This window comes from Rhizobium sp. ERR 1071 (genome assembly GCF_007828675.1).
Lineage (GTDB): Bacteria > Pseudomonadota > Alphaproteobacteria > Rhizobiales > Rhizobiaceae > Rhizobium > Rhizobium dioscoreae.
Genome location: NZ_VITM01000004.1, coordinates 270,426 through 296,240, shown reverse-complemented (window position 1 = coordinate 296,240; position 25,815 = coordinate 270,426). Strand labels below are relative to the sequence as shown.

Genomic DNA, 25,815 nt, shown 5'->3' with positions numbered 1-25,815 from the left:
TGCGGCCCACCCTCACGCCGATAAGTAACCGATCATCGCATAAGTTGACAGCCCCCGGTGAATCAGAAGCAATAGTAACCATATGGTTATATCGATTTAAACGTGGATATGGCACGGGATACGAGAGGAAACGTGGGATTTCCGGCGCTGCCGTAACCCGGCTCAACGACAGTGAGATTGGACCGGGACGGCGGCGATCTTGCGTTCGGCCCCCATCCGGCCCTAGAGAACAGTAGGCAAGCGGCACCGGGTGAGTATGACAAAAAAGCAAATTGCAATCATTGGCGGCGGCCCTGCCGGGTTGATGGCGGCAGAGACCTTATCGCGGCTTGGCCATCGCGTCGTGATCTACGACACCATGCCGACGGTTGCGCGCAAGTTTCTGCTGGCCGGAAAATCCGGTCTCAACATCACGCATTCGGAAGATTACGATGTCTTTGCCAACCGCTTCGGCGCCGCCTCGTCCCGATTGCGCGCAGCGCTTGACGATTTCCAACCGGATGACATCAGAGCCTGGGCGAAAGGCCTGGGAACGGAAACCTTCATCGGCTCGTCCGGCCGCGTCTTCCCAAAAGTCATGAAGGCCTCGCCGCTGCTGCGTGCCTGGCTGGCAGGGCTGGAGGCGCGTAATGTCAGCATCATGACGCGGCATCGCTGGTGCGGCTTCGAAGATGGCGGCCTGGTCTTCGAAACACCGAACGGGCGCGAGCTCGTGCATCATGACGCCGTTCTGCTGGCACTCGGCGGGGCAAGCTATGCCCGGCTCGGATCGGATGCGGCATGGGTCAGCTGGCTTCGCGACAAAGGCATCGATATCGCCGCCTTCCAGCCGGCCAATTGCGGTTTCGACGTCACCTGGAATGCGACCTTCAGCGAGCGCTTTGCCGGCGAACCCCTCAAATCCGTGACGGCAACATCGGAAGAAGGGACTTTTCCCGGCGAATTCGTCATCTCGAAAACGGGAATCGAGGGCAGTCTGGTTTATGCGCATGCCGCCTCGTTGCGCGACCGGTTGGCAAAAATGGGCGAGGCTTCGCTCATTGTCGATCTGGCGCCCGGACGCAATGAGGTGCGCTTGGCGCGCGATCTGGCGCGGCAGGACCCAAAGGCCAGCTTCTCCAATCGCCTGCGCAAGGGCGCCGGCATCGAGGGCGTCAAGGCGGGCCTTTTGCGCGAGCTTGCCGAGCCCGCCGTTCTCTCGCATCCGGAAACGCTTGCCCGCCTGATCAAAGCCCTGCCGATTCCGTTGCTGAGGCCAAGGCCCATTGCCGAAGCCATCTCGTCTGCCGGCGGCATTCGCTGGGATGAGCTCGACGAGAGATACATGCTGAAGAAACTTCCCGGCCTGTTCGCGGCCGGAGAAATGATCGATTGGGAAGCGCCGACCGGCGGCTATCTTCTGACGGCCTGCTTTGCGACTGGTCATGCTGCAGCAAAAGGCATGGATGCCTGGCTCAAAACCACTGACCAGGCTTAAAGACTGGCCTTTCAACCGATCCGACCATTCTCCATCAGCCAGGTAACCGCCTCCTGAACGGCCTGCAGCGACGTATAGCGCGGCCGGTATCCAAGCAGCCTCTCGGCCTTCGCAATCGAGCAATTCGGGCTTCTGGCAATGTGCTCCCAGGTCGCCTGCGCATCTTCCGCCGACTGGCCTTCGGCCCATGCTTCATAGGGCAGGAATTCCAGCTTCGGCTCATGTCCGAACCAGCGCGACATCGCTTCGGCATAGCCTCTAAGCGTCAGCGCACCGCTTGAAACCGCATGGAAAGCCTCTCCTATCGAGGCCCGCCAATTGGCGATAGCGCCCATGAACATTTGCGCGACATCGTCGGCATGAACGTGGTGGACTGTCTCCAGGCCGAAATTCGGCAGGACGAGGGTTTCACCGCGCGCCAATGTCGAAAACGCCGACAGATTGAAATGCCCGGCGGGATTAAGAGGCTCCCAGCCTGGACCGACAATATGGCCGGGATGGATCAGGGTTGCGGGAAATCCCCTGCGGCGCGCCTCCTCGAGCAGATGCGCTTCGATCGCCGCCTTCTGGATGCCATAGTCGCCGAAGGGCCGCTTCGGCGCCTCTTCCGGCGTCGGAACCACGGTCGAAAATCCATGTGTCCAGATCGTACCCGTATGCAGGAAATGGCCGACATGATCGGTGAGCGCCTCAGTCAGATGCCTTGCGCTATCGAGCGTGAAGCAGATCATGTCGATGACGATATCCGGTTTCAAGGCGCGAATGGCTGGACCGAAGCTGCCCTCCTTCTCCATGGCGGAGCGATCCATCGCCTGCATATCCACATCATTCCACGCTTTGTTCGGCGAATAGGGTTTGGCGTGGCCGCGGCTGATCGCCACGACCTCATGCCCTGCTTCCACGAGCCGCGGCACGAGATAGGTGCCGATATGGCCCGTTGCACCGATAATCACCGTGCGCGTCATGATGTCCTCCCAAGGTCAAGATCGAAATCGGCGGCTGCCGATATCAAAGAAATGATCTGCTCCGTGAGAATAGGAGAGCGAACGGCTTTGTCATCCCCTCTCATGGCTGAAAAAGTCATTCATCACCGTCTTCATTGCTGGAGGCGGTGACGGAGGCATCCGAGCATCACTTTGGCGCAGGCAGCGGTGTAGTGCGCTGCGATCGAGATTGCGGGTGGCACTCGCAGACAGTCCAGCGCGTCATCCAATGGCAGCGGCGTCTTCCGGACTGCATCGGGGGCTGAACCGCCACTTTTTCCATCACCAATACACGAGCATGCGAATTCCTGGGCACTCGCTGAGGCATGAACGCAAGATCGGCCCTTGGCATCTTTGCCGCCTTGGCGACAAGGAACTGATTTATTCTGAATAGATACAATGGCTTGAATCATGATCGTCCGGCTGCGTCGCCTTATGGCATCGGTATTGCATGTCCGGTTTTCCAGACCATGCCGCCAGGATTTACCAATGCCGAACAAGACATCATCGCCATCAGTGCGACCGCTGATTTCATGATTCCCTCCACCAGACAGATCGCTCAAACCAATTCGCCATCGTCCCGCGCCATGATTGCGACACCGCATTGGCAGGCCAGCGAAGCAGGCGCGAAAGTGCTCAGACGCGGCGGCAATGCGATTGAGGCACTGGTCGCGGCCGGAGCTGCTCTATCGGTAACCTACCCCCATTTCTGCGGGCTCGGCGGTGACGCTGTCTGGCTGGTGGCGGACGAAATAGGCAATGCACAGACTTTCCTCGGCATCGGGCAGGCGGCTGCGGCCATTCCGCGTGGAGACATACTTTTGCGGGGCGCAGCCTCTACCCTGACGACGGCCTGCCTCGTGGATAGTTGGGAGAAAGTGCTTGCCTATTCCGCCGACGAATGGGGCGGCACGGAGCGATTGCCGGCCCTTCTCGATGACGCCATCGCACTGGCGGACGCCGGCTTCGAAGTCAGCAGGTCGCAAGCCTTCTGGTACGAATTCCGGCGCGATGAACTGGAGGGCTGGCCGGGCTTTACCGGGCTCTTCCAGTCCGGCGGCATCCAGCACCAGCCTGCCTTGGCGCAGACGCTCAAAGCCATAGCGCGTCACGGCACCCGCGAATTCTATGAGGGGGCTCTCGCCCGTCGAATTGTAAACGGGCTTGCCGAGGCCGGCTCTCCTCTTTCGGCCGCAGATCTTGCTGCCACGCGGACTGATGTCGCGGCTCCTCTCCAGAAGGCGTATCGCGACACGATACTTCTTGCTCCACCCCCTCCGACGCAAGGAATAACCACCCTCGCCATCATGGGTGTGCTCGACCATCTGCCGATGGCGAATTTCCGACCTGACGGTCCAGCCTATTATCATGCGCTGGTCGAAGCCGTGAAACAGGCGTTCCTCGATCGGCATGCGATCGCCGATCCTCGTTTCGCCGAGGACGCCTCGAAATACCTCCTCGATCCAATGCGCCTTGCCGCCAAGGCTGCGGCGATCGATCCGGCACGAGCCCTGCCTTGGCCACAAGATTATCGACACGGCGATACAGCGCTGCTTGCCGCCGTGGATGCCAATGGAAGATGCGCCTCTCTGCTGCAAAGCCTCTATTTCGACTGGGGCAGCGGCGTAGTGGTCGGCGACACTGGCCTCCTCTGGCAAAACAGAGGGGCGGCCTTCAGCACCGATCCGGTAAATCCCAATTGCATCCAACCGGGAAAGCGTCCTTTCTATACGCTCAACCCGGGCCTTGCGCTGAAGGACGGGCGTCCGCATCTGGTCTACGGCACACAGGGCGCGGACGGTCAACCCCAGACCCTGTCGCTGCTGCTCAGCCTGCTGATCGACCACGGCCTTGATCCCGCTGCAGCACTCGCACGCCCGCGCTTCTTGCTCGGCCGCACATTTTCCGACAGTCGGGATAGCTTAAAGATCGAGGAAAATATTGGCGCCGAAACGGTTTCTGCCCTCGCAGCCATGGGGCATGAGATCTCCACCATCGACGCCTTCAGTCCACTTGGGGGCCAAGCCGGTATCATCCGCATCGGCGAAGACGGGGCGATTGACGGCGCGCATGATCCGCGGAGCGACGGAGGCGCGATCCTGCTGTGAGCGCCAACGGCCAACCGTTCGATCTCATCATTCGAAATGTCCGTGTTGTAGAAGATGGCGATTTCGTCGACATCGGCGTGCGGGATGACCGGATTGCAGCCATCGAACCCCGCATTCGATGTGACGCAGTATCGAACGTAGACGGCGGGGGAAGCTTCGCCTTTGGCGGATTTGTCGATACCCACATTCATCTCGACAAGGCCTGCATTCTCGATCGTTGCGCAATGTGCGAGGGGACACTGACTGAGGCCGTGCGGGAAGTCGCCAAAGCGAAGGCAGGCTTCGAAGAAGCCGATGTTTATTCGCGCGCTGCGCGCGTCGTGGAGAAAGCGATATCCCATGGCACGACGCGGATGCGCACCTTCGTCGAAATCGATCCGCGCGCGGGCTTCCGCTCCTTTGAAGCGATCAAGCGTCTCCGTCGGGATTATGCCTTCGCGATCGACATCGAAATCTGTGCCTTTGCCCAGGACGGGCTTACGAACGAACCCCAAACATACGATATGCTCGACGCAGCACTTGCCGATGGTGCGGATCTGGTCGGCGGCTGCCCCTATACAGATCCCTCCCCCGGCCGGCACGTGGACATGATTTTTGCCCTTGCCGTAAAGCACAATGTCGCGGTCGACTTTCATCTCGATTTCAGTCTCGATCCGGATCGAACCGATCTGCCTGACGTGATTGACGCGACGCTCCGTCATGGCTGGCAGGGCCGCGTATCGATCGGCCACGTCACCAATCTGTCGGCCATGCCACAGGCGCAGATTCTTGCCATTGCCAACGACCTGGTAAAAGCAGGGATCGCTTTATCGGTGCTTCCGGCGACCGATTTGTTCCTCATGGGCCGAGGTCAAGACCGGCTGATTCCACGTGGCGTAGCGCCGGCCCATCTGCTCGCAAAAAGAGGGGTCGTCACCTCCATCGCGACCAACAATATTCTCAATCCCTTCACGCCCTATGGCGACGCTTCGCTCATTCGCATGGCCAATCTTTACGCCAATGTCGCCCAGCTTTCGCGTGACGAAGATATGAGCCTGGCTTTCGACATGGTGAGCGGAATGGCAGCGGGCCAACGCGACGGCAGCACGCGTCTGCAGGCCGGCGACGAAGCGACGATCGTGCTCCTCGACAGTGCCGGCCCCGGTGCGGCCGTGCGCGAGATTGCCCGAGTGATTGCCGGCTGGAAAAAGGGGCGCAAGAGCTTCGACAACGGCCGCCCTATGCTCCACAAACCGATCTAGGACAGCGCGCTATTCCGCTATGGAATCCGATTGGTCCACGCGGAAGAAGCGAGCCTGGCATCGGGATTAGCTACACTGTTAAGGCCCAACGATCAGTCATGCCGCTCCAGGAAACTTGAAACCGTCTTCAGGCAAAGATCCTTCTCTTCGACATGCGGCATATGGCTCGAATTTTCAAAGAGCACCCACTCGCAACCCCTCACGCCATCGACATAGGGCTTGACCACCAGCGGCGTCGCCTCGTCATACTTGCCCGAAATCAGCAAGGTCGGTGCTTCGATAAGGGCAAGCCTGTCTTCGATCGTCCAATCCTTCATGGTGCCGATGACGTGAAACTCGGTCGGGCCGTTCATATTGCGGTAGACGGTATTGTCCTCGTCCATGGTGGCGAAGGTGCGAGCAACCTCCTCCGGCCAAGGCACGACACGGCAGACATGGCGATCGTAAAAGACGCGGGAAGCGGCGATATATTCCGGATCGGTGATCGTGCCAGCCCGTTCGTGCTTCAGCAGCGTGTCCTGCACCTCCTGCGGCAGCTCCTCGCGAAGGCGGTTCGCTTCCGCCACCCAGGTATGCATGTTGGCCGGCGAATTGGCGATCACGAGCGCCTTGAGACCCTTTGGTCGACGCACCGCATGTTCGGCACCCAGCATGCCGCCCCAGGATTGCCCGAGAAAGGCGTAGCGCTCCTGAATGCCGAGATGCCTTAATAACGCATCCAGCTCATCGAGGAAAAGCGCCGGCGTCCAGAAGTCGGGGCCTTTCTCCGGCAGGCGCGTGGACTTGCCATTGCCGAGTTGATCATAGTGGATGACGGCGCGGCCATCGATTTCGGCAATGCCCTTGAAGCTGTCGACGTAGTCATGAGTGCAGCCCGGCCCGCCATGGGCGACGACGAGCGGCAGCCTGCCGGAATCGAGCGAGCCGGTGATGCGGTACCATGTCCGGTATTCACGGAAGGGCAGAAAGGCTTCCTGCGTCGGGATTGCGGCCACGTATCTCTCCATCTCCAGGCTTCGATGGACCAGACCATAACGCGGCCGAAACGGGTACGGCAGCTATCACAAGTTATAGGATGGCTGTGCGTCCAGCAGGCGATAATGCGTGGCCCGGACGACTGCCTGCGTGCGGTTCTTGGCGCCGAGCTTCTTTGCCGCGGCATTCAAGTGCATGACGACGGTCGGCACCGAGCGATCGATGATGCGCGAGATCTCCTTGGCGGAATAGCCCTCGGCGGAATAGCGCAGGCATTCCCTCTCGCGCTCCGTCAGCCGGATTTTGCCGACACTCAGCGCTGCGGTATCAAAGAGCGAATAGGCCGTCTCATGAAAGACATGCGCAAGCAGGTTGAAATCAGCGATATAGCGCAGGGCGTCGCGCTCGAACTCCTTGTTGGTACCAAAACGAACTCCGGTGACCGTCGCATAATCGCCGCGCGGCATGTGCACAGGCACTGTGACACCCGTCGACATGTCGCGCTCACTCAGGTAGCGCGCGACGGGAACCGTGTCCTCGCTCATGAAGCGCTTGATCAGCGTATCGGCATCGGGATCGTAATTCCAGAAGAACGGCGCCGAAGTCCGTAGCGCCACTTGCTGTACGGGATCGATGCGGAAATAGCCGCGATCGAACCAATATTCATACATGTCGTCGGAGATGTTCCTGAGCTTCAGAAGCGAAGGGATCATGATCTTGCCGTCTAGGTCGTAGGGCACCGGCGAATAATCGTAGATCAAAGCCTCGAAACCGATCGCCTTCATGCTCTCGAAGATATGATCGATACGGCCGTCCAGCGTCTGATGCGCCGTGAACTGGCGCCTGATGGTTCCGATTTGATCGAACATGCAGCGGTTCCCGTCTGTGCCTGCGACCTCCCAACCTATCACTTCTTATAGCTGGTGCCGAGCACGGTTTAAGGTAAAAAATTTAGCCATGCTCAAATATTGAGCAAGCAGAATCTTTCGCCGGAGTTATCAATGTGGCGTGAAATTGAGCCGGAGGCGCGGTATGTCGTCGAGGTCGATGGCTACAAGGTGGTTGCCTACAGCTTCGGCAGCGGGCCGGAGACGGTCTACTGCCTGAATGGCGGCCCAGGCTTGCCCTGCGACTATCTGCGCGAGGCGCATTCCTGCCTGATCGACAAGGGGTACAGGGTCGTCGCCTTCGACCAGCTCGGCACCGGCGCCTCAGACCGCCCAACAGACAAGGGTTTGTGGACCATCGGCCGCTATGTCGAGGAGACCGAGACTGTCCGCAAGGCGCTCGGCCTCGGCAAGGTCCATCTGCTCGGTCACTCCTGGGGCGGCTGGCTGGCAATCGATTATGCTTTGACCTATCCCGAGAACCTCAAGACGCTGATCCTCGAAGATACCGTCGCCGATATGCCGCACCTGATTTCCGAGCTGGAGCGGCTGCGCGCGGCACTCGGTCCGGAAACGGTCGCCATGATGCAGAAGCACGAGGCGCAGGGCACCTATAATCACCCCGAATATCTCGCCGCCGTCACCATCCTCAATTATCGCCATGTCTGCCGTCTGCCGGAATGGCCGGCACCCGTCCGCCGCTCGCTCGACGATTGGAACATGGGTCCCTACGAGACGATGCAGGGGCCGAATGAATTTCTCTATATCGGCAATCTCAAGGACTGGAACCGCATTCCGGACCTTCCGCAGCTTGCCATGCCGGTGCTGATCACGGCGGGCGAACATGACGAATTGACGCCGGCCTGTGCGCTCAGGATGAAGCGTGCCTTGAAGGATGCCGAACTCAAGGTCTTCGCCAATGCCAGCCACATGCCTTTCTATGAGAACCCGTGGGATTACTATCCGGCGCTCCTCGACTTCCTGTCGCGGCATAGGGCAAGCTGATGCAAGCTAAGGTGATCCAATCCCACCGACGACAAGGGGGCGATCGCCGCCATGCATCGCTATAGATTCGTACTGACGCGACCGCTGCAGTTCCTGCCTGTCCTCTTCGGCATCAGCGTCATCACATTCGTTCTGGTCCGCCTCATTCCCGGCGATCCCGCGCGCAATATCCTCGGCACACGCGCCACCCCGACAGCGCTTGCCAGCATTCGCGCGCAATACGGCCTCGATCAGCCGATGTGGCTGCAATATTTCTATTTCATCAGAAATCTCGGCAATGGCGAGATGGGCAAATCGATCCTCTACAAGATCGACGTGCTGCCGCTGATTTCGACGCGGATCGAACCGACCGTCTCGCTGGTCGTCTCGAGCGTCATCCTGTCGATCCTGATTGCCGTGCCGATGTCGGCGATTGCCGCACGCAATGTCGGGCGCGCACCGGATCACATCGTGCGCGTGGTCTCGACCTTCGGCATCGGCTTCCCGCCCTTCTGGCTGGGGCTGATGCTGATCATCCTGTTCAGCGTTCAACTCGGGATGCTGCCGGTCTCGGGATATGGCTCGACGATCGGCGAGAAGATCGCCCATCTCATCCTGCCGGCCCTGACGGTTGCGCTATCGCTTTCAACCGTGCTCACCCGCAGCCTGCGGGCGGCGATGATCGAATCCTTGAAATCGGATGTGGCGACTGCGGCCCGCGCCCGGGGTATGCCTGAGGGCATCGTCTTCTGGCGGCATGTCGTGCCGAACTCGCTGGTGCCATCAATCAACCTGCTTGCGGTCAACATCGGCTGGCTGATCGGCGGCACGGTCGTCGTCGAAAGCGTCTTTGCCCTGCCCGGCATGGGTCAACTGCTGGTGCGCGCCATCTTCTCGCGCGACTACATGGTCGTCCAGGGCGTGGCGATGGTGTTTGCCTGCGCCACGGTGCTGGTCAATTTCCTCGCCGATATCGTCACGGTCGCCGTCGATCCGCGGGTGAAGCTATGAGCATCGGCACGACAGCGACAACCTCCCTCGGCTTGAACAGGCTCTTCGGAAAACACCTGACGCTGACGCTTGGCGGAGGCATCCTTCTGTTCTTCCTTCTTCTGGCGATTTCAGCACCGATCGTCGCTCCCTATGACCCGATATTCCAGAATGCCGACATGCGTCTGCAGGCACCGTCGTTCCTGCATCCGTTCGGCACGGACAATTTCGGGCGCGATATTCTTTCGCGCGTCATCTGGGGAGTGCGCATCGATCTGCAGATCGCCGTGATCGGCGTGCTTTTCCCCTTTCTGATCGGCACCACGGTCGGCACCATCGGCGGCTTCTTCGGCGGCATTGTCGATGCGCTCTTCATGCGCATCGTCGATATCATCCTCGCCTTCCCTTTCCTGGTGCTGATGCTGTCGATCATCGCCATTCTGGGACCGGGGCTCAGCAGCTTCTATATCGCCATGGCTCTCGTCGGCTGGGTTTCCTATGCGCGCCTGATCCGCGCACAAATGCTGGTGCTGAAGGGCAGCGATTATGCCATTGCCGCCGTCAGTCTCGGCTTCAGCCGGCCCAGGATCATGTTCCGTCACCTGCTGCCGAATGCCATTGCCGGCTCGATCGTCTTTTCCATGTCGGACGCCGTTCTGGTGCTCCTAAGCGGTGCGGCCGTCAGCTATCTCGGCCTCGGCGTTCAGCCGCCACTTGCCGAATGGGGCGTCATGGTCGCGGAAGGCCAGAGCTTCATCACCACGGCCTGGTGGATCACGCTGTTTCCCGGCCTGTCCATCGTCTGCCTCGCCTTTGGCTTCAGCATGCTGGGCGATGCGCTCGGCGAACTGCTCGGGGTGCATGAATGAGCGAGCCCATCCTCTCCGTCCGCGACCTCGTGGTTAAGGCCCGCCTAGACGATGGTGCCCGCACGCTGATCGACGGCGTTTCGCTCGATCTTTGCAAGGGCGAGATACTTGGCCTTGTTGGCGAGAGCGGCTCGGGCAAGAGCCTCCTGTGCCGTTCGCTGCTGCGACTGCTGCCATCGTCGCTTCTGAAGATCGACAGTGGCTCCATCCGCCTCGAAGGGCGGGAACTGACGGAAATCAGCGATGCCGAGATGCTCGAGGTGCGTGGCGGCGAGATCGGCATGATCTTCCAGAATCCGACAAGCCATCTCGATCCCGTCATGCGCATCGGCGACCAGATCGCCGAAGGCATCCGCTATCATCAAGGTCTCAAGGCACGCGAGGCGCGCGCAGCCGCGACCGAGATCCTTGAGCAGGTCGGCTTTCCCGATCCCAAAAGACAGTATGACAGCTATCCGCACGAGTTTTCCGGCGGAATGCGGCAGCGCGCCATGATCGGTGTCGCACTCTCCTGCAACCCTAAGATCCTGATCGCCGATGAGCCGACGACAGCGCTCGACGTCACCATCCAAGCGCAGATCCTGCGACTGTTGATCGACATTCGCGACAAGCGCGGGCTTTCGATCATCCTCATCACCCACGATCTCGGCATCGTCGCCCAGACCTGCGACAGGATCGCCGTCATGCGCAACGGCCGGCTGCTCGAACAGGGTCCCAAAAGGACGATCCTCAGCCGGCCTGAAAATCCCTATACGATCGACCTGATCAACAGCCACCCTTCCCTGCCCGACGAAGCTGCAACGCAATCGGAGCCAACCAGGCCGAAAACGTCAACCAAGCCGCTGCTCGAAATCGATGACCTGCGTGTCGACTTCAGGGTCGGCGGCGGTCTCTATAGGGGCAGCGGCGCAAAGACGGTCAGCGCCGTTTCCGGCGTCAGCCTGCAGGTCATGCCGGGCGAAACCATCGGCATCGTCGGAGAATCCGGCAGCGGCAAGAGCACGCTTGCGCGTGCCGTTCTCGGCCTTACCCCGATTTCCTCCGGTCACGTCACGTTCGATGGTGTCGATCTGACCCAGCAGAAGAGCGCTGGCCTCGCAAGGCTCCGGCGCGAAACCGCCATGGTCTTCCAGGACCCCTTCAATGCGCTTAACCCGCGGCTGACGATCGGCCAGACGCTTGCCGAGGTGCTGAAAGTCCAGGGCAAGATCGCAAAGTCCGACATCCCCGCGCGCATCGGCGAGTTGCTGGATCTCGTGGGGCTGGAGCGCGAATTCGCCGATCGCAAGCCGCGCAGCATGAGCGGTGGCCAATGCCAACGTGCCGGCATTGCAAGGGCGCTTGCGGTCGATCCGAAGCTCATCATCGCCGACGAATGCGTGGCTGCCCTCGATGTCACCATCCAAGCGCAGATCATCGATCTCTTCCGCGAACTGACGCGCCGGATAAACCTGACCTTGATCTTCATCGCTCACGACCTCGCCATCGTGCGCGACCTCTGTGAGCGAACCGTTGTGATGTATCGCGGCGAGATCGTCGAAGAAGGCCGCTCGCAGGAGATCTTCTCCCGCCCGAAGCATGCCTATACCGCAGCGCTCATTGCAGCCATTCCCGATATCGATCCGGACAAGCCCTTGCATGGCGAACGCGATGCGGCACCCGCAGGGCAGACACAATCAGCCAAACGCATGCGATAACAACGAAGGGAACGAATTCATGATCAACAAATGGAAGACAATCGGGCTTGCCGCCGTCCTCGCCGGCCTGACGCTGAGCGCGAGCTATGCGGAAGCCGCCGGCGTGCTGACCATCGGCCGCCGTGAGGACTCGACGACGTTCGATCCGATCAAAACAGCGCAGAATATCGACAACTGGGTGTTCTCCAACGTTTACGACGTGCTGGTGCGCGTCGACAAGACGGGCACGAAGCTGGAGCCGGGTCTCGCAGAAAGCTGGACGACCTCGGATGACGGCTTGACCTATGTCTTCAAGATTCGCGATGCGAAGTTTTCCGATGGCTCGCCGCTGACGGCTGACGATGCAGCCTTCAGCCTGCTGCGCATCCGCGACGACAAGGCATCGCTCTGGAGCGACTCATACAAGGTGATCGATACCGCCGTCGCGACTGATCCGCACACGCTGACGATCAAGCTCAAACATGCATCGGCGCCCTTCCTTTCAACGCTGGCATTGCCGAACGCATCGGTCATCTCGAAGGCCGGGATGGAATCGATGGGGCCGGATGCCTATGCGGAAAAGCCGATCGCCTCCGGCGCCTTCTCCGTCGAGGAATGGCGCCGCGGCGATCGCATCATCCTGAAGAAGAACCCGAATTTCTGGCAGGCCGACCGCGTGAAACTCGACGGCGTCGAATGGATCTCGGTACCGGACGACAACACCCGGATGCTGAACGTGCAGGCCGGCCAGCTCGATACCGCCATTTTCGTTCCGTTCTCGCGTGTCGAAGAGCTGAAAAAGGACCCAAACCTCAACGTGCTGATCGATCCTTCCACGCGTGAGGATCACCTGCTGATCAACCACGCCCATGGCGACCTCGGCAAGAAGGAGGTCCGCCAGGCTCTGGATATGGCGATCGACAAGAAGGCGATCGTCGACGCCGTTACCTTCCATCAGGGCACCGTTGCCAATTCCTACATTCCCAAGGGCGCCTTGTATTACTATGCGGATAATCCGCAACGCCCCTACGATCCGGAAAAGGCCAAGCAGATGCTTTCAGCGGCCGGCGTCTCCAATCTCACGTTAAAATACCTCATTCGCGCCGGCGATGAAGTGGATGAACAGACGGCCGTGCTGGTCCAGCAGCAACTCGCCAAGGCCGGCATTACCGCCGACCTGCAAAAGGTGGACCCCAGCCAGGAATGGGACATGACCATCGCTGGCGACTACGACATTTCCGTCAATTACTGGACCAACGATATTCTCGATCCGGACCAGAAGACGACCTTCGTTCTCGGCCACGATTCCAACAACAACTACATGACCAACTACAAGAATGATGCGGTAAAGGATCTCGTCGCCAAGGCGCGGCTGGAGCTGGATCCGAAGAAGCGCGAGCAGATGTATATCGATCTGCAGAAGATGGCGAAGGACGACGTCAACTGGATCGACCTATATTACAGCCCGTATATCAACGTCGCGCGCAAGAATATCGATAATTTCCATCAAAACCCGCTTGGCCGATTCTTCCTGGAAGACACCGTCAAGAATTGACACAGCCTCAAGCTCCGCTGCCCACAGGGACGGCGGAGCATTGTTTTGGGAGATGCCCCTTTCGCAAACCCATGAAGCGGTTATTCTGTAATCTTGATGCAAGGCAGGGATCATTGGCGAATGCACGTGCCGCAAGGTGAATTTCGGGAGCGCATGACGATACTGGGCGACCTTAACGCAGCCTCATTCGTCCCGTGGATCCGGCGTCACGCCAACAAGCTCGGACTTGCGCAGACATTCTTCCATTCCGATGCGGCCCGGATCGAACTTGAGGTCACCGGACCTGTGGAACTGATCGACATGCTGGAAATGGGCTGCTCACTCGGTCCGATCGACGTCTGGGTTGAGGAGATTCAACGCAGGGTCATGAATGGGCCGGAAACATCGCATCTTAGGAATTCCTGATCTATTGCCTTTTATTTAATCATTGTTGCCAATGCGAATTATTTATGCAAAATCTTTGAACGCTAAGGGGATGCAGGCATCAGTGCCTGCCTATGACCTGTGGCGCTAAGCCATTGGTGAAATTAGAGAGTTGAGACCATGCCATTTGATGGGGCCGGATCCTGGGCGCCAGTCGCCCTTTCCTCCGATCTGCCACCAGGAACCGTCATACCGGCCTGGACATCGGTTGGCCCGATTGCTCTATGGCGCAGTCAGTCGGGTCGCGCAACCGCATCATCCGATCGCTGTCCGCATCGCGGAATGAGCTTGTCACATGGCTTCGTCCGCGGCGAGGCACTCTCCTGCATCTACCACGGGTGGAGCTATTCGCCGTCAGGCGGATGTATTCGCATTCCGGCCCATCCCGATCTCGTTCCGCCGGAAACCATCCGCGTCGCCGTCCAGCAAGTGGAAGAAGCGGATGGTGTTCTATGGGTGGCAATCGGACAACCGGCAACACCGCCTCCTCAGCTCGAGGAATTCATCCCGCTGCGCTCCCTGATCGTTGAAACGGGCGTCGCGGAGATCGAAGCTGCGGCAGGGGCAAAGAATGATGCAAGGGGGCTGGTTCGCCTACCTCAATTTCCTTGGATCGGGCTGCTGCTGGCACCCCAGGGAAAACATACGCTCCTTCTTCTCTTGATCGATAGGGATCGGAGCCCGGCAGACCGCATTGCGGCGTCCAGGATTGTCGAGTCCCTCCGCCGCGCGGCGGAAGAGCGCCTGAAGGAGAGTGCGGAATGAAAGGCGGCGCTATGATCGACGAATGGTATCCGGTGGGCCTTTTCAGCCAGCTCAGCGAGAAGGCAATCAAGACCTGGCTGATGGGCGAGGCCATCGAGGTCGCGCGCGATCAGGATGGCAATGCGCGTGTGACGACCGCCGAGGGAAGAGCCCTCCCGATCCGTGTCCGGTATGGCCATGTCTGGTCCTCCCTCGGCAACCCGGATAAGGAGCTTTTCGCCATTCCGGAGGCCGATCAGCCGGGCCGGCGCTTCGTCGATGTCGGCGTCGTTCGCGTGCGCTGTTCGCCGCTTCGCGCGGTGGAGAACTTTCTGGACATCGCGCATTTTCCCTTCGTCCATACTGACATCCTCGGTGCGGAACCACATACGGAGGTCGAAAATTACAAGGTCGAGATCCGCGAGGGTGTGGATGAAGTCTGGGCAACGCAGGTAAAATTCTACCAGCCGCAGGCTGCAAAATCCGCGACCGGTGGCATTACGACCGAATATATGTACCGCGTGCCGGCCCCGACCTGTTCCGTCCTCTACAAGACGTGCCCTCCGCGCCCCAGCGAATGGGACGTCATCACCTTATTCGTCCAGCCTCTTGCCGAAGACCTATGCGACGTATGGCCCTGGATGGCGCTCTTCGATGATGAAACGCCGATGACCGACCTCATCCACTTTCAACAGACGATCTTCCTGCAGGATCGTTCGATCCTCGAAAACCAGATACCCGCGCTTCTTCCGCTCGATCCCGGCATGGAAATTCCGACAAGGGCAGACCTCACCTCGGTCGCCTACCGGCGATGGCTCAAGCGCCACAACTATACCTACGGCGCACAGTTGGTCGCACAATGAAGCTCTACGATTATGTTCTATCGCCGAGTTGCTACAAGATCCGGCTGATGGCCGCGATCCTCCGCATCAAGCTCGAAATCCGGCCGGTCGACTTCCATCCCGGCGCGGAGCATCGCGGGCCGGAGCTTCTGGCGCTCAATCCGGCAGGCTCCATCCCGATCCTCGAGGATGGCGATCTCGTGCTCACCGAGTCCTCGGCAATACTTGCCTATCTCGCTGCCAATGCTGCGCCGGAATGGCTGGGCCGGGATTCGCCGCAGGAGACGGCGCGCGTACAGCAATGGCTTTCCTTCTCTCATCGCCTGACCGCCAATCTTGGTGGCGCGCGGCTCCACGAAATGCTCCTGCGACCGGGTGACATCAAGGTTCTACAGGCTCAGGGGATTGCGGCATTGCGCGAACTCGAAGCTGCCCTGTTCGAACAGGGCGAGCGCGGCATGCAATTCCTTGCAGCAAGCCGGGCGACCATCGCCGATATCGCCTGCTTTCCCTATGTCGCGCTTGCGCCTGACGGCGGCATCCCGCTTGATCCCTATCCCTTGATCCGCCTCTGGATGCGCGCCATCCGCAGCCTACCCGGTTTCATCGAAATGCCCGGCATTCATCGCCTGCATGAGTTGAAACCCGATCCGCATCCGGCAGCAGAGGCATGATGGAATGACCGGCTATCTCCTAAAGAATTGTGCGGCTGTTATCGTCGATGAGGGCAATGGGCCGAGCGTACGCCGGAACGTCGACCTGCTCACCAAGGGCTCAGCGATCCAGGCGATTAGCGAAAACCTGTCGTTGAACGGCCTACCCGAAGGAACGGCAGTCCAGGACGCATCCGGCTGGTTCGTCTATCCGGGGCTCGTCAACACCCATCACCACTTCTTTCAATGCTTCGCGCGCAACCGGGCCGACCTCGACTGGACGAAGCTTTCGGTCATCGAATGGCTCGACCGGATCTATCCGATCTTCTCACGGCTGACGGAAGACTGCTTCTATCATTCTTCGGTCACCGCCATGGCCGAGATGATCAAGCACGGATGCACGACCGCCTTCGACCATCAATATTGCTTTCCCCGCCATGCCGGAAAGCGCCTGATCGATCGCCAGTTCGAGGCGGCAGAATTGCTCGGTATGCGCTTTCACGCAGGCCGTGGCGGCAACACCCTGCCGAAGTCCGAGGGATCGACGATCCCGGATGCCATGCTCGAAACCACCGACGAATTCATCGCCGACTGCGCGCGGCTGATCGATAGCTATCACGATGCCAGCCCCTTCAGCATGCGCCAGGTGGTTGTCGCGCCTTGCCAGCCGGTCAATTGCTATCGCGAAACCTTCGTCGAATCGGTCGCGCTGGCGCGCGATCGCGGTGTGCAAATGCACACCCATGTCGGCGAAGGCGAAAGCCCAGTCATCGAGGCGCGGCATGGCATGCGCACGGTCGACTACTGCGCGGAATTGGGCTTTGCAGGCCCTGACACCTTCTACGCCCATTGTTGGGAGCTGACGCATGACGAGTTGCGCAAGATGGCGGCAAGCGGCACCGGCGTTTCCCATTGCCCGGAACCGGTTTACCTTGTCGGCGCCGAAGTGACCGACATCCCGGCGATGCAGGCCTTCGGCTTGCGCATCGGTCTCGGCTGCGACGGAGCGGCATCGAACGACAACTCGAACCTCATGCACTGCATCCATTCCGCCTACATGCTGCAATGCCTGACGGCATCCACGCGCGCGCATGCCGTTCCGGCCCCGCTCGACTTCCTCCAATATGCGACCAGCGGGGGCGCAAGCCTGTTGGGGCGCACGGATATCGGGCGACTTGCCCCAGGTATGGCCGCCGACCTCTTCGCGATCGATACGCGACGAATGGATTATGTCGGGACGCGGCATGACCCGCTGAGCCTGATTGCGAAGGTCGGGATCGGCATGCCCACCGATCTGACCATGATCAACGGACGCATCGTCTGGCAAGGCGGTGAATTCACCGGACTGGACGAGGCCGCGCTGTTTGCCGCGGCTGAGGCGGCTCTTGCAACAGTAGAATTCTGAAAAGCCAAAAAGGGGAACTGGGATGCAGAAGAATCTGACCCGTAGAACATTGATGAAGAGCGCGGCCGTCGCAGGCCTCGCAACGGCCTTTACCGGTCGCTCCGCCTTTGCCGCCGCCGAACCGCTCGGCATTACGCTCGTCGTGCCCTCGCCGATCGGCGATGTCGGTTGGGGACATGCGCTGGCCGCGGGCCTCGATCCGATCAAGGCCGCCTATGGCGACAAGGTCAAGGTGACCGTGATCGAGAACATCGCCGAAGGCCCGGATGCGGATCGCATCATGAACAAGACAGTCGCCGACGGAAACCACTTCCTGATCGCTGGCTCGTTCGGCTATCAGAACGGCGCGCTTCAGATTGCCCGCCGCAACCCGAAGGTGACCGTCCTGCATGCCTCCGGCTTCCAGGTCGCGCCGAATTTCTCGCCCTTCGCCGCCAAGTATTTCCAGGGAACCTACCTGCTCGGCATGGCAGCGGCCGCCGTTTCCAAGACCGGCAAGCTCGGTTCGGTTTCCGCCTTCGCCATTCCCGAATTGATCACGTCGATCAACGCCTTCACGTTAGGCGCGCAGGCCGTCAAGCCTGATATCGAGGTATCGGTCGTCTGGGTCAATTCCTGGTTCGATCCGGCCAAGGAACAAGAGGCCGCCAAAGCTTTGATCTCGCAAGGCTGCGATGTGATCTTCTCGAACGCACAGGATACGCCCTCGGTCATATCAGCCTGCGAGGCTGCCGGTGTCTACGCCTTCAACCTGAATTCCTCGATGAAGAAATATGCGCCGAAAACCTATCTCGGCTGCGTGTCCACAGACTGGTCGCCCTTCTTCAAGGCATCGGTCGATGCCCATCTCGCGGGCACCTTCAAGGGTGCCAACGCTTTCCTCGGCGTCGCGGACAAGGTCGTCGAAGTGGTCGACTGGAGCCCTGCAATTCCGGCCGACACCATGGCCAAGATCAAGGAAATCGAAGGTAAGATCGCAAGCGGCGGCTTTTCGCCGTTCACCGGCCCGATCACCAAGGCCGATGGCAGCGAAGGAGCGGCTTCGGGCGCGACACTGACGGATGCCCAGATCGTCGCGATGGACTGGCATGTCAAAGGTGTGAAGACGCCTTTGCCGAAGTAAGTCGCTCATGACCATTCCGCTGCTGTCGCTGCGCGGCATCTCCAAAAGCTACGGCCAGGTCCATGCCAACAAGCATATCGATCTGGACGTAGCCCCGGGCTCGATCCATGCCATCCTCGGAGAAAACGGCGCCGGCAAATCGACGCTGATGAAGCTGATCTACGGCGTCGAACAACCGGACGAAGGCACCATTGCCTGGCATGGAAAGCCCTTGAGCCTTGCCTCCCCCGCGGAAGCGAGGCGTACCGGCATCGGGATGGTCTTTCAGCACTTCTCGCTGTTCGAGAGCCTGACGGTGGTCGAGAATATTCGCCTGATCGTCTCCGGGAGCAGGGCCGAGCTTGCGCAGCGCATCCGCGCCCTGGGAGATGAATTCGGTCTCGAAGTCGATCCGCTCGCCCATGTGCACGAACTGTCGGTCGGCGAGCGGCAGCGGGTGGAAATCATCCGGTGCCTGATGACTGATCCGAAGCTGCTGATCCTCGACGAGCCGACATCGGTCCTGCCGCCGCAAGCCGTCGAGAAGCTGTTCGACACGCTGCGCCGGCTGCGCGATCGCGGCGTGTCGATCCTCTTCATCTCGCATAAGCTGGAAGAAATCCAATCCCTGTGTGACCGGGCTACGATCCTGCGCGGCGGACGCGTGACCGGGCATGTGGATCCGCGCGAACACGACGCCCATGATCTCGCCCGCATGATGATCGGCCGCGACATGCCCGAAGCGATGCCAGCCTTGGCTTTGGCCGAGGGTGAAAAGCGCCTGGAAATCATCGGCCTCGACTACCGGCCGGACGACCCCTTTGGCATGCCGCTCTCCATGATCAGCCTGACGGTGCGCAGCGGCGAGATTCTGGGCATCGCCGGCATTTCCGGGAATGGGCAAAAGGAGCTTGCCGCCCTGATTTCAGGGGAAATGCCCCTGCCCCGAGACAAACGCGATCAGATCTTCATGATGGGACAGGATGTCGGCAGTCTCGACGCCGCCAGCCGCCGGAAGCTTGGCTTTGCCTTTGTTCCGGAGGATCGGCTCGGGCATGGCGCCGTTCCCGAAATGTCCTTAACGCTCAACAGCTTACTGACGGCCCATCCCTTGAAGCTTGTCAGGCATGGTTTCATCGACAAAGCGAAGGCTACGGATTTCGCAAACGAGTGCATCCGGGATTATGACGTGCGCACGCGCGGTCCAGAGGCTGAAGCCGGGTCGCTTTCCGGGGGAAACCTGCAGAAGTCCATCGTCGGCCGCGAAATCATGCTCGCCCCGAAACTGCTGTTTCTTGCGCAACCAACCTGGGGCGTGGATGTCGGCGCGGCTTCCGCCATTCGCAAGCGACTGATCGAGCTGCGCAATCAAGGCATGGCAATTCTCGTCATATCGGAAGAGCTCGAGGAATTGTTCGAGCTTAGCGACGTCATTCAGGTCCTTTACCACGGCACGCTGAGCCTGCCACTCGTGACCCGCGATACAAAAGCTGAAGATATCGGTCGATACATGATCGGCGCACAGCCCCAAGGCGAAAAGGCATTCGCATGAGCCGTTCCTTTTCTGCAATCCTTCCCAGCTTTGTCCGCCGCGATCGAGCCTCGTTCGCCGCAAAGCTGCTCGCGCCGCCGATCGCCCTCATCGTCACCATCGCACTCAATCTCGGCCTCTATGTCGCGATGGGCCGTGATCCGATGGCGGTGATCTATGCCATGCTGATCGAACCATTCGTCTCCTGGGCCTCATTCTCGGAAGTATTGCTCAAGACTGGCCCCCTGCTTCTGATTGCACAGGGTCTCGCAATCGGCTTTCGCGCGAAGGTCTTCAATATCGGCGCTGAGGGCCAATTCATTCTTGGCGCAATCTTCGCCTCCGCCATACCCATCTGGATGCCGCAGGCAACGGGCCAATGGATATGGCCGGCAATGCTGCTGCTCGGCACTCTCGGCGGTGCTCTGTGGGCGTCTCTCACTGCCTTCTGGCGCGTCAGGCTCAACGCCAATGAAATCCTTGTCTCACTGATGCTGAGCTTCGTTGCCGCGCAATTGCTCAACTATCTTCTTCTCGGCCCATGGAAAGATCCCGGCGGCTTCAATTTCCCGCAATCGGTCATGTTCCAGTACGACGCAATGGTGCCGATCCTGTTCGAGGGAACCCGCGTCAATGTCTCGCTTATCCTTGCCGTCGGCCTGTCGATCGCGGCGTGGATCTTCATGCAGAAGAGCTTCGCCGGGTATAAATTGCAGGTCGGCGGACTGGCTCCCCGGGCCGCGAGCTATGCCGGTTTCAAGGAGAGCTGGGCAATCTGGCTGTCGCTGATCATTGGCGGAGCGGCCGCCGGACTTGCGGGCGCCGCTGAAGTTGCCGGACCGCTTGGCCAGCTGCAGCGTTCGATCTCGACCGGATATGGATACGCGGCAATCATCGTTGCCTATCTTGGCGGCCTCAATCCAATCGGCATCGTCATCTCCGCGATCATCATGGCAGCTCTCTATATCGGTGGCGATAACGCCATGGTCTCCGCCAATCTGCCCATTGCAGCCGTCCGCGTGTTCCAGGGCAGTCTGCTCCTCATCTATCTCATCGCCGTGGCTTTCGTGCGCTATCGCATCGTCTGGCGCCCCATGCCCGTCCGGAGCGCATCATGAGCGCCGTCGAGTTCATTCTTGCCGGCATGCTGGCAGCCGCAACGCCATTTCTGCTGGCAGCCCTGGGCGAGCTTGTTGCCGAGCGCGCCGGCGTCTTGAACCTCGGCGTAGAGGGCTTGATGGCCGTTGGCGCCGTCATCGCGTTCATTGTCGTTTATCATGGCGGCGGTCATCTTCTTGCCTTCCTTGCGGCCGGTCTCGGAAGTGCACTCCTCTCCATGATTTTTGCCGCTATCACACTGGGCTTCAACGCAAACCAGGTTGCTGCCGGTCTTGCCCTCGGCATTCTCGGCCAGGGCCTCTCGGCACTATTCGGCAAGAGTTATGAGAGCCTGACCGTCACCACCTTGCCAAAGATCGCAATTCCCGGGCTTTCACAAATTCCAGTCGTGGGCGGCCTCTTCAGCCAGGATATCGTCGTCTGGATCTCGCTTGTCGTGACGGTCGGCATATGGGCGATGTTTGCCTATAGCAAGGTCGGTCTTATTCTTCGCGCCGTCGGCGAAAATCCGAAAGCTGCGCATGCTATCGGCTATCCCATTGTCTCGATCCGCTTCGCGGCAGTTGCGTTTGGCGGCATGATGGCAGGCTTTGCCGGCGCTTACGCCTCCACGATCTATACGCCGCTCTGGGCGGACGGCATGATCGCCGGGCGGGGCTGGATTGCCATTGCCCTCGTTGTCTTTGGAACCTGGCTGACATCCAGGATTTTCCTGGGCGCCTGCCTGTTCGGTGCGGTGTCGCTGATGGGTCTTGCGGCGCAGGCCAGCGGGCTCGCAATTTCCTCGCAATTGCTCGCATGCCTGCCCTATCTCGTGACGATCATCGTCCTTGGCATCATCTCCGTAGATCGCCGGCTCCTGAAGCTCAATGGTGTCGCCTCACTTGGCGAACCGTTTGAACGATAGCAAATGTGCATAGGCGAAGATTTCCATACCCGCAGGTTGCTGTGACCGATCGCTTGAAGCGCGGGTGGACGGCAAAAATCTGTCGATTAATTTCCTTCGCTTGCCTTCAGGGCAGCAATACCGGCATTCTTCTTGCTTCTGGCAATTCGTCAGCTCTCCCTGAGAGGGCGTGTTCGCTGGTTCAGAGCAAGGAGGCCTTCCATGATCCCATCCGATACTCAAGATAGAGTCCTGCCGAACGAGCCGGTACTTTCCGTGCGCGGTCTGACGGTCAGCCTCCCGAAGAACATGGAACGCGTGCATGCCGTGCAGGATATCACCTTCGACCTGATGCAAGGCGAGATCCTTTGCATCATCGGTGAATCCGGTTCGGGGAAATCGGTGACCGCGAATGCGATCATGGGCCTGTTGCCATCCATCATAAGAGTAACGGCGGGTACGATCCGCTTCAAGGGCGTGGACCTCGTAAGCGCCGACGCTGCCACCCTTCAAAGCCTGAGGGGACGAGCCGTTTCGATCATTTTCCAGGACCCGCTCTCGGCACTCAATCCACTGATGACGATCGGCGACCAGATCATCGAGGTTCTCGATGCTCATAAGATCGGCACGCCGGAAAGCCGGCGACAGAAGGTGAAGGAACTCCTCGGCGAAGTCGGCCTGCCAGATCCGGATCTTCTCCAGCATCAATATCCCTTCCGGCTGTCCGGCGGGCAGCGTCAGCGCGTGATGATCGCCATGGCGCTGGCGCTCGATCCGGATGTGCTGATCGCCGACGAACCGACCACTGCATTGGACGTGACGACGCAGGCCCAAATCCTCGAATTGATCCGCAAGATACAGGCGCGCAAGAAGATGAGCGTCATGTTCATCACCCATGATTTCGGGGTGGTCGCCGAGATTGCCGACAGGGTGATCGTCATGGAGAAGGGGCATCTTGTCGAACAGGGACAGGCGGCGCAGGTGCTGAATGCGCCTGTTCATCCCTATACGCAGCGTCTTATCGCGGCCGTTCCCCGCATGACGACCGCCGGTCGCGAAACCATTGCCGAAGCGCCCGTGGTGCTGGAAGTCGATAAGCTCAACAAGACCTATCGAGCGGGAAGCGGCTTCCTGTCGAAATCGCGGACGGTGCAGGCGGTCAACGACGTCAGCTTCTCGATCCGCAAGGGACGCACATTGGGAGTGGTCGGTGAATCCGGCTCCGGAAAATCCTCGCTCGGCCGCGTCCTGTTGAAGCTTTTGAGCTCGGACAGTGGTCGGATTCTCTTCGATGGCCGCGATATCGCTCCGCTGTCAGACGACGAGTTCCGGCCATTGCGTCCTTATATACAGATGATCTTTCAAGACCCATTCGCCTCGCTAAACCCGCGCCATACGATCGGCCGCATTCTCACCGTTGGACCGATGGCGCACGGCCTGTCGATGCATGAGGCCAAGGCGAAGGCACTGCGTCTTCTCAAGCGCGTCGGCCTCGACGAAGGTGCCTTTGACCGCTTTCCCCATGAGTTCTCCGGTGGCCAGCGCCAGCGCATCGGCATCGCCCGCGCCTTGATGTTCGACCCCGTGCTGCTGGTGGCCGACGAGGCAGTCTCCGCTCTCGACGTCTCGATCCAGGCGCAAATCCTCAAGCTTCTTGCCGAAATCCAGCAGGATACCAGGGTCGCGATGATCTTCATTACCCACGACCTGCGCGTCGCCAGCCAGATCTGTGACGAAGTCGCCGTCATGTACAAGGGCGAGATTGTCGAATGTGGGCCGCCTTCGCAGATCTTTCGTGCGCCGGCTCATGCCTATACCCAAAACCTGTTGGCTGCCATCCCCGGCGGCGATTGGGAAGCGGTCGGCTAAATGTCCACCAACGAGGCATGGCGGCGCCGAATGCGACCCGCTTCTGCTTAATTACCACCATTCGTGCATGCACCGGCGGCGATTGATGCCTGAGAAACGGGCAGCCTTCCGCACTGATTATTTTTTATCTGATTGGGCGAAAAAATAGTTGCATTTATCCACTATCCGTCCTTTCATGAGCATGAAATTTCCAGCGACGATCCGCCGCAGACGATCATGGACCTGCCACGCATTAGGGGTGGCGGGAACGGTGTTTCGTCGCCTTTCAAAGGTTCCGAGCCATGCCGCCGACCAAGGCCCCGCCAACTTCTGTCAAGGACATCGATATCGACGTCCTGGAGGATACGCTGAGCTTTTACATCCGCAGCATCAATCTCGCCGTCTCGCGCGATCTGGACGAGAAGCTGGAAGGTTTGGACGTCGCCCGCGGAACGGGAAAGATCACGACCCTGTTCCTGGTCGACGACAATCCGGGAATCCGGCCTTCCACCATCGCGCAAATCATCCTGAAAGACCGCTCGGCGACCGGCAGGCTGATCGAACAGATGGAAGCACATGATCTCCTTACGCGCGAGACGTCGGCGGACGACAGCCGCGCCCAGGAACTCTACATCACGGAAAAAGGTCACGAACTGGCAAAACGTGTGCGTGCCATCGTCACCAAGCAATCACGCGAATTCTTTTCCGACATCACCGACGAAGAACACAGGCTCCTGATCGACATACTGCGCCGGACTTACCGGCGCATCGTGGCGCAATCGTGAGCCGGCAAACCGTGGGAGAGCAAACATGGGCATGAGTGACGAGCGGGTAGCAATGATATCCGGTGCCAGCCGGGGGATCGGCGCCGCACTCGCCGAGGAACTTGCCGCCAAGGGATGGCGGCTCTCGCTCGGCATGCGCCGTCCTGAAATGCCCGCCTGGGCAGACCCTGCGCACGTTAGCGCCTTTGCCTATGATGCCATCGATACGGACGCATCCGATCGCTGGGTGGAAGAGACGCTTCGCACCTTCGGGCGCATCGACGCGATCGTCGCCAATGCCGGCATTGGCATCGCAAAGACGGTGATCGAAGCCGATGATGCCGACCTCGACGATCTGCTCGAGGTGAACGTCAAGGCACCGCGAAGACTTGCAAAATCCGCGTGGAACGCCCTTGCGTCAAGCGGTCGCGGCCGCGTCATCATCGTCGCTTCGCTCTCGGGAAAGCGGGTGAAGTCCGCGAACTCCGGCCTTTATGCCGTCTCCAAATTCGCGGCGGTCGCGCTGGCCCACGCCATACGCCACACCGGCTTTGACCTTGGCATCCGCGCCACCGCCATCTGCCCCGGCTTCGTCGCGACCGACATGGCGCGCGGACTTACGAGCAAGCCCGATAGCGAGATGACCGATCCGCGCGACCTCGCCCGCATCATTTCCATGCTGATGGAGCTGCCGAACGAGGCAAGCGTTGCCGAATTTACCATCAATTGCCAGTTAGAGGAGTCCTTCTGACC

Annotated in this window: 23 protein-coding genes; 20 read left to right on the top strand and 3 right to left on the bottom strand. The window is 59.9% G+C overall.

Annotated features, from left to right (window positions below; genetic code table 11):
* The first annotated feature begins 256 nt into the window (after positions 1-256).
* Positions 257-1,477 (top strand): TIGR03862 family flavoprotein, encoded by a 1,221-nt coding sequence (locus tag FBZ99_RS16120; protein ID WP_145634007.1) that lies wholly within the window; start codon positions 257-259, stop codon positions 1,475-1,477.
* Positions 1,478-1,488: 11 nt separating this feature from the next.
* Here the strand turns inward: FBZ99_RS16120 and FBZ99_RS16115 are convergent, their stop codons facing one another.
* Positions 1,489-2,442, bottom strand: coding sequence for an NAD-dependent epimerase/dehydratase family protein (locus FBZ99_RS16115; protein WP_145634005.1), 954 nt, complete (start codon positions 2,440-2,442; stop codon positions 1,489-1,491).
* A 605-nt stretch (positions 2,443-3,047) separates the two neighbouring features.
* Between FBZ99_RS16115 and FBZ99_RS16110 the strand changes: the two genes are divergently transcribed.
* Together FBZ99_RS16110 and FBZ99_RS16105 are read left to right on the top strand one after the other, a co-directional pair.
* Complete coding sequence (locus tag FBZ99_RS16110) at positions 3,048-4,568, top strand: gamma-glutamyltransferase family protein (protein WP_442966487.1); 1,521 nt, start codon at positions 3,048-3,050, stop codon at positions 4,566-4,568.
* Entirely contained in the window at positions 4,565-5,809 is a 1,245-nt protein-coding gene (locus FBZ99_RS16105; protein ID WP_113389391.1) for an amidohydrolase family protein, read from the top strand. The genes FBZ99_RS16110 and FBZ99_RS16105 overlap by 4 nt, the downstream gene beginning before the upstream one ends.
* Before the next feature lie 92 nt (positions 5,810-5,901).
* Here FBZ99_RS16105 and FBZ99_RS16100 read toward each other — a convergent pair whose 3' ends face one another.
* Together FBZ99_RS16100 and FBZ99_RS16095 are read right to left on the bottom strand one after the other, a co-directional pair.
* Positions 5,902-6,816: a proline iminopeptidase-family hydrolase gene (locus FBZ99_RS16100; protein ID WP_162748752.1), complete on the bottom strand. Its 915-nt coding sequence runs from the start codon at positions 6,814-6,816 to the stop codon at positions 5,902-5,904.
* Positions 6,817-6,870: 54 nt separating this feature from the next.
* Positions 6,871-7,653, bottom strand: coding sequence for a LuxR family transcriptional regulator (locus FBZ99_RS16095; RefSeq protein ID WP_113350515.1), 783 nt, complete (start codon positions 7,651-7,653; stop codon positions 6,871-6,873).
* A gap of 132 nt (positions 7,654-7,785) precedes the next feature.
* On the opposite strand from FBZ99_RS16095, the gene FBZ99_RS16090 reads away from it, so the two are divergent.
* The 17 genes from FBZ99_RS16090 (at position 7,786) to FBZ99_RS16010 (ending at position 25,813) form a co-directional block, all read left to right on the top strand.
* Positions 7,786-8,676: a proline iminopeptidase-family hydrolase gene (locus FBZ99_RS16090; protein ID WP_113350516.1), complete on the top strand. Its 891-nt coding sequence runs from the start codon at positions 7,786-7,788 to the stop codon at positions 8,674-8,676.
* Positions 8,677-8,727: 51 nt separating this feature from the next.
* Positions 8,728-9,666, top strand: coding sequence for an ABC transporter permease (locus tag FBZ99_RS16085; RefSeq protein WP_113350517.1), 939 nt, complete (start codon positions 8,728-8,730; stop codon positions 9,664-9,666).
* Positions 9,663-10,514, top strand: coding sequence for an ABC transporter permease (locus tag FBZ99_RS16080; protein ID WP_113350518.1), 852 nt, complete (start codon positions 9,663-9,665; stop codon positions 10,512-10,514). Before FBZ99_RS16085 ends, FBZ99_RS16080 begins: the two co-directional genes overlap by 4 nt.
* Complete coding sequence (locus tag FBZ99_RS16075; RefSeq protein WP_113350519.1) at positions 10,511-12,211, top strand: dipeptide ABC transporter ATP-binding protein; 1,701 nt, start codon at positions 10,511-10,513, stop codon at positions 12,209-12,211. Before FBZ99_RS16080 ends, FBZ99_RS16075 begins: the two co-directional genes overlap by 4 nt.
* Before the next feature lie 19 nt (positions 12,212-12,230).
* Positions 12,231-13,745, top strand: a complete 1,515-nt coding sequence (locus FBZ99_RS16070; protein WP_113350520.1) for an ABC transporter substrate-binding protein — start codon at positions 12,231-12,233, stop codon at positions 13,743-13,745.
* A gap of 120 nt (positions 13,746-13,865) precedes the next feature.
* The gene (locus FBZ99_RS16065; protein WP_113329737.1) at positions 13,866-14,150 is read left to right on the top strand and encodes an acylphosphatase; all 285 of its coding nucleotides are present in this window, start codon (positions 13,866-13,868) and stop codon (positions 14,148-14,150) included.
* Between the two features lie 138 nt (positions 14,151-14,288).
* Complete coding sequence (locus tag FBZ99_RS16060) at positions 14,289-14,933, top strand: Rieske 2Fe-2S domain-containing protein (protein WP_113329736.1); 645 nt, start codon at positions 14,289-14,291, stop codon at positions 14,931-14,933.
* A complete protein-coding gene (locus tag FBZ99_RS16055; RefSeq protein WP_113350521.1) occupies positions 14,930-15,775 on the top strand; it encodes an aromatic ring-hydroxylating oxygenase subunit alpha in 846 nt (281 codons plus the stop codon). Before FBZ99_RS16060 ends, FBZ99_RS16055 begins: the two co-directional genes overlap by 4 nt.
* Positions 15,772-16,428, top strand: a complete 657-nt coding sequence (locus FBZ99_RS16050; RefSeq protein ID WP_113350522.1) for a glutathione S-transferase family protein — start codon at positions 15,772-15,774, stop codon at positions 16,426-16,428. The genes FBZ99_RS16055 and FBZ99_RS16050 overlap by 4 nt, the downstream gene beginning before the upstream one ends.
* A gap of 4 nt (positions 16,429-16,432) precedes the next feature.
* Complete coding sequence (locus FBZ99_RS16045; protein ID WP_145634002.1) at positions 16,433-17,812, top strand: amidohydrolase; 1,380 nt, start codon at positions 16,433-16,435, stop codon at positions 17,810-17,812.
* 22 nt (positions 17,813-17,834) lie between these two features.
* On the top strand, positions 17,835-18,935 hold the full coding sequence (locus tag FBZ99_RS16040) for a BMP family ABC transporter substrate-binding protein (RefSeq protein WP_113350524.1): 1,101 nt from the start codon (positions 17,835-17,837) through the stop codon (positions 18,933-18,935).
* 7 nt (positions 18,936-18,942) lie between these two features.
* Entirely contained in the window at positions 18,943-20,466 is a 1,524-nt protein-coding gene (locus FBZ99_RS16035) for an ABC transporter ATP-binding protein (protein ID WP_145634000.1), read from the top strand.
* Positions 20,463-21,563 (top strand): ABC transporter permease, encoded by a 1,101-nt coding sequence (locus FBZ99_RS16030; RefSeq protein ID WP_113350526.1) that lies wholly within the window; start codon positions 20,463-20,465, stop codon positions 21,561-21,563. The genes FBZ99_RS16035 and FBZ99_RS16030 overlap by 4 nt, the downstream gene beginning before the upstream one ends.
* Positions 21,560-22,471 (top strand): ABC transporter permease, encoded by a 912-nt coding sequence (locus tag FBZ99_RS16025; RefSeq protein ID WP_113329729.1) that lies wholly within the window; start codon positions 21,560-21,562, stop codon positions 22,469-22,471. Before FBZ99_RS16030 ends, FBZ99_RS16025 begins: the two co-directional genes overlap by 4 nt.
* A 201-nt stretch (positions 22,472-22,672) precedes the next feature.
* Positions 22,673-24,319, top strand: coding sequence for an ABC transporter ATP-binding protein (locus FBZ99_RS16020; RefSeq protein ID WP_145633998.1), 1,647 nt, complete (start codon positions 22,673-22,675; stop codon positions 24,317-24,319).
* Between the two features lie 281 nt (positions 24,320-24,600).
* Positions 24,601-25,083 (top strand): MarR family winged helix-turn-helix transcriptional regulator, encoded by a 483-nt coding sequence (locus FBZ99_RS16015; RefSeq protein ID WP_145633996.1) that lies wholly within the window; start codon positions 24,601-24,603, stop codon positions 25,081-25,083.
* A gap of 31 nt (positions 25,084-25,114) precedes the next feature.
* The gene (locus tag FBZ99_RS16010; protein ID WP_113351028.1) at positions 25,115-25,813 is read left to right on the top strand and encodes an SDR family NAD(P)-dependent oxidoreductase; all 699 of its coding nucleotides are present in this window, start codon (positions 25,115-25,117) and stop codon (positions 25,811-25,813) included.
* Positions 25,814-25,815 lie beyond the last annotated feature (2 nt).